The organism is Nostoc sp. XA010 (assembly GCF_020829625.1).
Taxonomy (GTDB): Bacteria; Cyanobacteriota; Cyanobacteriia; order Cyanobacteriales; family Nostocaceae; genus Nostoc.
In genome coordinates this window covers 1-7,225 of sequence record NZ_JAIVFX010000093.1, presented here as the reverse complement: position 1 = coordinate 7,225, position 7,225 = coordinate 1, and the positions used below count along the sequence as shown (strand labels likewise).

Annotated in this window: 7 protein-coding genes and 1 pseudogene; 3 read left to right on the top strand and 5 right to left on the bottom strand. The window is 40.2% G+C overall.

Going from position 1 to position 7,225, the window contains the following annotated elements; genetic code table 11:
* Positions 1 to 438 precede the first annotated feature (438 nt).
* Positions 439 to 984, top strand: a complete 546-nt coding sequence (locus tag LC608_RS35750; RefSeq protein ID WP_229558033.1) for an HMA2 domain-containing protein — start codon at positions 439 to 441, stop codon at positions 982 to 984.
* 9 nt (positions 985 to 993) lie between these two features.
* Here the strand turns inward: LC608_RS35750 and LC608_RS35745 are convergent, their stop codons facing one another.
* Positions 994 to 3,339 carry a WD40 repeat domain-containing protein gene (locus tag LC608_RS35745; RefSeq protein WP_229558032.1) on the bottom strand — a complete coding sequence of 782 codons (2,346 nt, stop codon included), beginning with the start codon at positions 3,337 to 3,339 and terminating at the stop codon, positions 994 to 996.
* Positions 3,340 to 3,909: 570 nt separating this feature from the next.
* On the opposite strand from LC608_RS35745, the gene LC608_RS35740 reads away from it, so the two are divergent.
* Positions 3,910 to 4,554 carry an HMA2 domain-containing protein gene (locus LC608_RS35740; RefSeq protein ID WP_229558031.1) on the top strand — a complete coding sequence of 215 codons (645 nt, stop codon included), beginning with the start codon at positions 3,910 to 3,912 and terminating at the stop codon, positions 4,552 to 4,554.
* A gap of 262 nt (positions 4,555 to 4,816) precedes the next feature.
* Positions 4,817 to 5,842 carry a phosphatase PAP2 family protein gene (locus LC608_RS35735; RefSeq protein WP_229558030.1) on the top strand — a complete coding sequence of 342 codons (1,026 nt, stop codon included), beginning with the start codon at positions 4,817 to 4,819 and terminating at the stop codon, positions 5,840 to 5,842.
* A 159-nt stretch (positions 5,843 to 6,001) separates the two neighbouring features.
* On the opposite strand, the gene kdpC is transcribed toward LC608_RS35735, so the two are convergent.
* The 4 genes and pseudogenes from kdpC to LC608_RS35715 form a co-directional block, all read right to left on the bottom strand.
* Positions 6,002 to 6,640: a K(+)-transporting ATPase subunit C gene (gene kdpC, locus LC608_RS35730; RefSeq protein WP_229558029.1), complete on the bottom strand. Its 639-nt coding sequence runs from the start codon at positions 6,638 to 6,640 to the stop codon at positions 6,002 to 6,004.
* Positions 6,640 to 6,909: a potassium-transporting ATPase subunit F gene (locus LC608_RS35725; RefSeq protein WP_229558028.1), complete on the bottom strand. Its 270-nt coding sequence runs from the start codon at positions 6,907 to 6,909 to the stop codon at positions 6,640 to 6,642. The genes kdpC and LC608_RS35725 overlap by 1 nt, the downstream gene beginning before the upstream one ends.
* Before the next feature lie 6 nt (positions 6,910 to 6,915).
* The gene (locus LC608_RS35720; RefSeq protein ID WP_229558027.1) at positions 6,916 to 7,080 is read right to left on the bottom strand and encodes a hypothetical protein; all 165 of its coding nucleotides are present in this window, start codon (positions 7,078 to 7,080) and stop codon (positions 6,916 to 6,918) included.
* 49 nt (positions 7,081 to 7,129) lie between these two features.
* A pseudogene (locus tag LC608_RS35715) lies at positions 7,130 to 7,225 on the bottom strand (RNA-guided endonuclease TnpB family protein); the annotation flags it as partial.

The following is a 7,225-nucleotide window of genomic DNA, read 5'->3' as shown; positions in this document are numbered from 1 at the left end:
GGGAAGACATGGTAGCCGAAGCCAGAGCAGAACTTGCTGATGAAAAAGAAACCCCCGTGTTTGAAGCGTCTGCCACCAATGGCGATAATGTCACCGATAATGGTGTGTAATTTCATCTGCCCATTAGGGACTTTCAAATAAAAAAATACTTAACTATTTCTTCTGGGGTGGGCGTCTCGCCCGCCCATACCCGAAGGCGGGCAAGATGCCCACCCCACAAGATTGAATAATTTATGTTTTGGAAGTCCCTAGTGCAAGATAGCGCAAAAACTCTCTCGCTCTTCTTATTCCTCTGTGTTCTCTGCTTCCTCTGCGGTTCGTTTTTTATTAATTTTGCACTCATTCCTGTAAATAACAAACCCACAACAAAGAATCCACTATCACACAAGTCAAAAAGGTGGTTACATTTTGACTAATGGTTATAGCACTTACAATAAAATGCCGGAAATTCTAGACAAGCCCACTTTCAAAACATCACCAAAACCGATATCTACAAAAGTTGTAAGTTCGACTCCGGGCAGATTGCGGTTAAGAGTGGCTCATTCCCATCGTCAACCAGAAAAGATGCAACGCATCGCCAATGCTTTGTCAGCAAATTCTCACATTAATCAAATTAAGACAAATGTCCATCATGGCAGTATTGTTATCAATCACGATGGTAAAGATGGCAGTTTAGAAAATGTGCTAGCAACACTTAAAGATTTAGGAATAATTTTTGCCGATGTTTCCGAGGGTAATACCGAGGCAGCAGCAGGAGTATCATCTGCGGTTGTTGACTTAAACCAGCGCGTCAAACAGTCAACGCATGGTGCTTTTGATCTGCGGATTCTTTTCCCTTTAGGATTAGCTAGTCTTTCGCTGCGACAATTACTTAATAAAGGATTGCAGTTAGAAGTTATTCCTTGGTATGTTTTAGCATGGTATGCTTTTGATAGCTTTATTAAGTTGCATGGAACTAGCCAAAAACAATCACAAAACGAGTAACTGAAAAGCTTAATTTATCTGCCAAATGTTGATGGTTTTATCAGAACTACCACTAGCAAGAAATTGACCATTCTGGCTAATAGCAATAGAGTTTACTGCCCCTGAGTGTTCTGTGATAGTTTGCAGTAACTCTCCCGTCCGCAAATGCCAAACTTTGATGGTTTTATCTGCACTACCGCTAAAGAGAATTTCTCCATCAGGACTAACAGCTAAGGATCTTACTTCTTCTAAATGTCCAGTCAAGGTGTGTAGTACTTTACCTGTAGCTAAATACCAAACTTTGATAGTTTTGTCTGTGCTACCGCTAAAGAGAATTTCTCCATCAGGACTAATGATTACTGATTTCACCGCACCTAAATGTCCGTTGAGGGTGCGTAATGGATCACCCGTGCGGGGATTCCACAGCCTAATTTTGTTGTCAGAACTACCACTAGCAAGGATTGTACCATCAGGGCTGATAGCAGCAGCATTAACTGCGGATGAATGCCAAAGGGTACAAATGCGATCGCCTTTATGCAAATTCCAAATTTTGATTTTATTGCTACCACTGGCAAGAATTTGTCCATCAGGACTGATGGCGATGCAGTTAACCGGTTTTTGATGTCCTAACAGAGTGTGGAGGAGTTTGTCAGAATTGAGTTTCCATACTTTGACATTACTTTTGGGATGTTGGGAACTACCAACAGCGAGATAATGTCCATCAGGACTAATTGCAACAGAAGAAATTTCGCCTAAATCTTCTGTGAGGGTGCGAATAAGTTTGCCAGTTTTAAGATTCCATATATTGATCGTTTTATCTGCACAGCCGCTAACTAAACTCTCAGAATCAGGACTAATGACGACAGATGTCACTTTTTCGGAATGTCCAGTTAGGGTATGGCTGAGAACGATATGTTGTAGTGTAACTTGGTGTTTGAGGTTTGCGACGCAATTCAAAATTTCCTCAACATCAGCAAGACTCTGACTATCACCGACTGCAACAAAATATTCTCTTAACTTTTTTACATATTCCTCATCTTTGATGCTGACGGCTGATTGCATTGCCTGAAGCGGGTTAGTAGAATCCTGTAGTGATATTTGGCGTAGTTGTAACCATGTACTCACAGAATAATCAAGCTGTTCATTTGCCCAAGAGCGTAGTTTATCGCCGTAGGCATCGCTTAAATGGGATAAACTCTGGGCTAACTGCAAAGCCAATTCTGGAATCCAGTAACAACGCTCATTTTCCAGAGCTTGGTAAATTTGCTTGTAACCTGAGGCGATAACCTGTACTGATTGTAAATCAAAAGTATCTGACAGCAAACTCGGCAGCAACTCTGGTAATACCGGAGGTACACCATGATTAACCAAGTGGTAAGCATCTGCTACCCAACCTGCAACCAAACAGTGATAGGTAATCAAAACCTGGCAAAGGTTTTCAAAGTCTTGATGGTTGACTTGATATTGTAAAGATAACTTACTAATATCAATTCCTTTTTCATTCCATATTTCTACCTTTTCTAAAATTGCTAAATTAACAACATTCTCTTTTCCAATGTGATTAATCTCTTCTAAGTCTTCTCCCAAAACCAGGAGTTCATCTCTAATCTTTCTCCATTCTAACGCCCGTTTTTTAGCAGACTCTTCCAGAATTTCTCGATAAGGTAAACGAGCAATTGTTTTATAATAATAATTACCTTGTTTCAAACCCCAGTAGGCAATCCGAAAATTTAAATAGTCGCCATCATGTTCTGACTCTAAAATCAAAATAGGCTCTGTTTTCAACATTCCAAACAGAGCCTTAATACTTGATTCACTGTGAAAACGCTTACTATCCCAAGCTCCTGCCAATAATTCTGTTGGTCTAACTTGACTGTTTAGAGAGTAATGCTTGTTGAGAAAATCTCGTAATCCTTCAGCCAACATTAACTCAATTTGGGAAATTGTTTCATGTCTATTCTCGTTAAATTGACCAAAATGTACTTGAGGAGGAGCGATAAAAATTTTTAGTGGAGTGCGCCCATAATTGGTGTGGTCTAAAATCTGTGAAGGGTATAACCTTAAGGGCCAGCTATCAAGAATTTTATTGACTTCTGGCAACTTTAGCGCTGTTTCTCGCTCTTGGGCGGCTATTTTTAATTGCGTTTGGTGATTGTCGGCTACTAATTGCTGCTGGAAAATTCTTTCTTGTTCAAAGTCTTCAACATAACTGCTTTTTTTATTGGAAGGATTTAGAACTTTGAGTATTTCGGGAATCACTTCAATGGGTTCATATTTACTCAAAGCTAAATCTTGATTTCTCTTTTGTACTAGCTCTGCAACAACAGGTGCAAACTCTAGTACCAGTTGAATTAGTAACCTTAACCCTTGCTGCATAAACACATACCTAGAGACTAAGTAAAATAAATAAGCAAAGCTTACATGAAATCAGGGCAATACTGCCATCAAGTAAATTGATACATACTCTTGATTTTACTAATTGAGAGTATAGTAACTCAACTGTAATACATCAAAACCCTTACATGTCAATAAGTCTATGTACTGAACACCTGTAAATAAAAATGATAATAATCTAATCAAGGAGGATAGAGAGCATTTATCAGCAAGCCAGAGGGTAGGAGGAAGCAGGGGTTTAAGCACAAAGCTAAATCTCGGATTTAGTAGCTTAAATTTAGGAGAGGTCTGAATCCCCGAATATATTGCTAAGTGCCTTCTGCCTTCTTCAAGGTTTCTGTTCTGCATTATTAGTGAAGCACAATGTTAAAGAAACTTAATCAACCTGATAGCACCGACAGCTAGATTCACTACTGAGATAGATTTTTTCAATCAAAAAAATAGGTATGACTAAAGTAAAGTCAATACAGTTAAATAAAATATTCTCTTAAAACATGAATTGAGAAATTTATAAGCCTGGTTGCGTTTTTTTTTAAATCAAAAAATAGTACTATGACTTCTAGAAACCGGTCTAATTCTGACAAAACTGCTAGTCTTAACCTGCCTTTGCCAACAAAAAAGGCAGCTAAAATCCTACCTAAGAAAACAGCACCATCCCAAAAGATATTCTATAGCATTGTCCATACAATTCCTGGGCGAATTCGTTTTCGTATTCCTCTGCTAGCCAGAGATACTGAGTATGCTAATCAGCTCAAATTAGCGATAGAATCCGATCCTAGAGTTACAAATGTCCGTGCTAACCCAAAAGCTGCATCTATCGTCATCAATTATAAAGTAGGTGTAATTTCAGATAACCAAATGCGCGAGCATCTGGTCAACCTGATTCAAACTGCCCAAGATGTGGTTTTGCCAAAAGAGGTAATGGCAAAATCAATCGTAGGGACTATTTTTGATGCTCTAATCAATCTAATTGATAGTACACGCAAGCTCAACCAAGCACGTAATGTTATTGTATATCGAAGGGTTAGGACAGACGTTTGGGAACGGATACTTTCTACCTCAAGAAGCATTATTAAGAGGCTAAAATCTGCCACTATGTTTATTTTACCTAATAAGCGATGGAGACTGCGCGGGAATGGGGGAATCAATTCCCAGCCTTTGAAACTAAAATCTGCTAGCGAACCTGAACCTGTGTAGTTACCTTGTGTAGTTACTAATACAGTAGCTATTAAAATGATTCCTGGTTAATAGTAAGTAGCCTTGAAATAACTGGGATTTTCGAGGATTCATGAAAATCTCTTCCCTAGTGGTCTATCGCATTAGTTATGAAGCGTGAAAAAGTTCGTAGTAAGGACTTTAGTCCTGGATTTTTAAGCACTGAAGTGCTTACTACGAACTAATCAAAAATAATGGGGCAGATTACTAGCCTTCAGTCAAAGTATTTTATTATCAATAACAAATGGGTAATCCTCACTTTTATAAACTTCCTAATGAAAACTATTGGGTTCAACCAATACATACTGCTGTTAAAGGAAGAGTTAGATATAAGGTAAATGGGCTTTATCATTCAGAAGCTCTTAAAAAATATCTGGAATCGAGATTATTAGAAGAGAAAATAATCTCACGAGTTAGTGCTAATAGTTACACAGGGAATGTTCTTGTTATCTTTCATCCAGATAAGAGTTTAAAGGCGATCGCTCTCCTCATTCAAGACATCCTCTTAGATTATCGGCAAAAAAGCAGTAAATCACTTGCTTCTGCCACAGTCACTAAAGAAAATACTGCTTTCGTTGGGGGTAATAACCGAAACATATCTGATTCAGCCGTACTGCCTCAAATATCTATGCAGCGACAATTAAACCAAACAGGTAGTCAACTTATTCCGGTATTGGGGGCTGTTGGCGCTCTTGTATGCGCCACCGGACTGGTGTATGCATATAATCTTGACGAAGCGATTTTGCTCTTGATCCAGAAGTTGCATACACCACTGCGCGATCGCATTATGCTTGGTATTACTTTTATGGGCGATCCAGTAGTAATGCTGTTATCTTCTTTGGGGTTGGCGATTAGTCCGTTATTTTATAATCGTCGCCGGCAAGCAGCTATCTTGGGCATCGCTGGAGTTGGTGCAACTTTACTAAATTGTTTGATGAAACTATTTTTTGGTAGAGCGCGTCCAGCCCTGTGGAAGCATATTATTAAAGTCGGTCAACATAGTTTTCCCAGTGGCCATGCAATGGTTTCAATAGTGATTTACGGTTTTACGGGCTATATTCTGGCAAAGCAGTTTCCTGAATGGCGCTTTTGGATTTATGGTTTGACTATTATTTTAATTGCTGCGATCGGTTTCAGTCGGCTTTACCTTGGTGTACATTGGCTAACTGATGTCACAGCTGGCTACGGGGCAGGTTTGGTGTGGTTGATTGTCTGTATTATTAGCTTGGAATCGCAGCAAAAATATCGCTCACTGCAAGAGACGCGATGAATCGCCGTCTCTACAATAATCAATCTTTCGTCTTGACGGCGATTTATCGTATGTTTGCGATCTAGAATTTTTATCAAAAACCTTAACCGAACTGTATTGAATTCTGAATTCTGAATTCTGACTTTTGTTCGATCAAGAACATCCCTTTTTCGCTATTTCCTATGCCTTAATCTTATCCAGAGCTAAATTCAGCTTCAACACATTAACTCCAGCTTCACCAAAGATGCCGATAAAGCGACCATCGGTGTTTTGAGTAATCAAAGTTTCCAACTGGTTCGGCTGAAATCCTCGCGCCTTGGCTACTCGTGCAATTTGCGCGATCGCACCTTCGGGAGTAATGTGAGGATCAAGGCTAGAACCAGAGGTGTAGACTAAATCGCCAGTCGGCTGCACACCTGCTGTTTTCAGACGAGTGAAGTCACCTTCAACCTTTTTGCTGGGGTCTGGGTCATCTTTACCTTTGATGCGTTCCAGTAATGCGGGATTACTAGGAGCCAAGTTACTAGCACCAGAAACCCCAGTTCTCAAAACTCCCGCATCATCTTTTTTTGGATCGCCTGTGCTGTAAGTCGTAGTACTGGGACGACTGTTAAAATAGCGATCGCTACTAAAAGGTTGACCAATCAAAGCAGAACCGACAACTTGACCTGTGCTATTTTTCAGTAGACTACCGTTTGCTTGAAACGGAAACACAATCTGCCCAATGGCAATCATCGCAAAAGGATAAATAATCGCGACCATAACCCAAAGTACCAGGGTAGAACGAACAGCTCTACCGGCTTCGCGTGCAAAACTCATTAGAATTTCTCCGGTACAAACATTACAAAAAATAGATAGATGGAAAGCCCTAGCGTCGTCAGTCCTAACAGTCCCAATCCCCAAGATTGACTGCGGGAAAGTTGTTCACCAGTAGCGCCATAAACCATAGGCGCAACCACTAGGTTGAAACACATCGCCAGGAATAAATACAATGGCAGCTTTTGTCTACGCCATTGACACCAGATTTCAGTTATTTCTTCTAATACTTGGGATGCAAGAATAGTGCGGCGGCTCTGAACGGGTTTCATAGTAAATTAAGACAAAGGTAGGATAATATCTATCAGTTTGATGGCAATGAAGGGAGCAACAATGCCGCCCAGACCAAAGATCAATATGTTACGACGTAGCAGTTGATCTGCTGTTAAAGGTAAAAACTTCACCCCTCTAAGTGCCAGTGGAATTAGTGCCGGAATAATCAAGGCATTTTGACCTCAGAATCCCCCGTTTATAAAACGGGGGATTCTGAGGTCAAACAGCAATTGCAGGCACTGCCCGACTTACATCACCTAACTCAACAGTCGATGCCCCAACTGCTTGAATATTTCGCGCTGCGTTGTCATCACG

Bases quoted from the DNA above. Each gene is read 5' to 3' on its own strand.
- LC608_RS35750 (WP_229558033.1), top strand. From the start codon at position 439: ATGCCGGAAATTCTAGACAAGCCCACTTTCAAAACATCACCAAAACCG.
- LC608_RS35745 (WP_229558032.1), bottom strand. From the start codon at position 3,339: ATGCAGCAAGGGTTAAGGTTACTAATTCAACTGGTACTAGAGTTTGCA.
- LC608_RS35740 (WP_229558031.1), top strand. From the start codon at position 3,910: ATGACTTCTAGAAACCGGTCTAATTCTGACAAAACTGCTAGTCTTAAC.
- LC608_RS35735 (WP_229558030.1), top strand. From the start codon at position 4,817: ATGGGTAATCCTCACTTTTATAAACTTCCTAATGAAAACTATTGGGTT.
- kdpC (WP_229558029.1), bottom strand. From the start codon at position 6,640: ATGAGTTTTGCACGCGAAGCCGGTAGAGCTGTTCGTTCTACCCTGGTA.
- LC608_RS35725 (WP_229558028.1), bottom strand. From the start codon at position 6,909: ATGAAACCCGTTCAGAGCCGCCGCACTATTCTTGCATCCCAAGTATTA.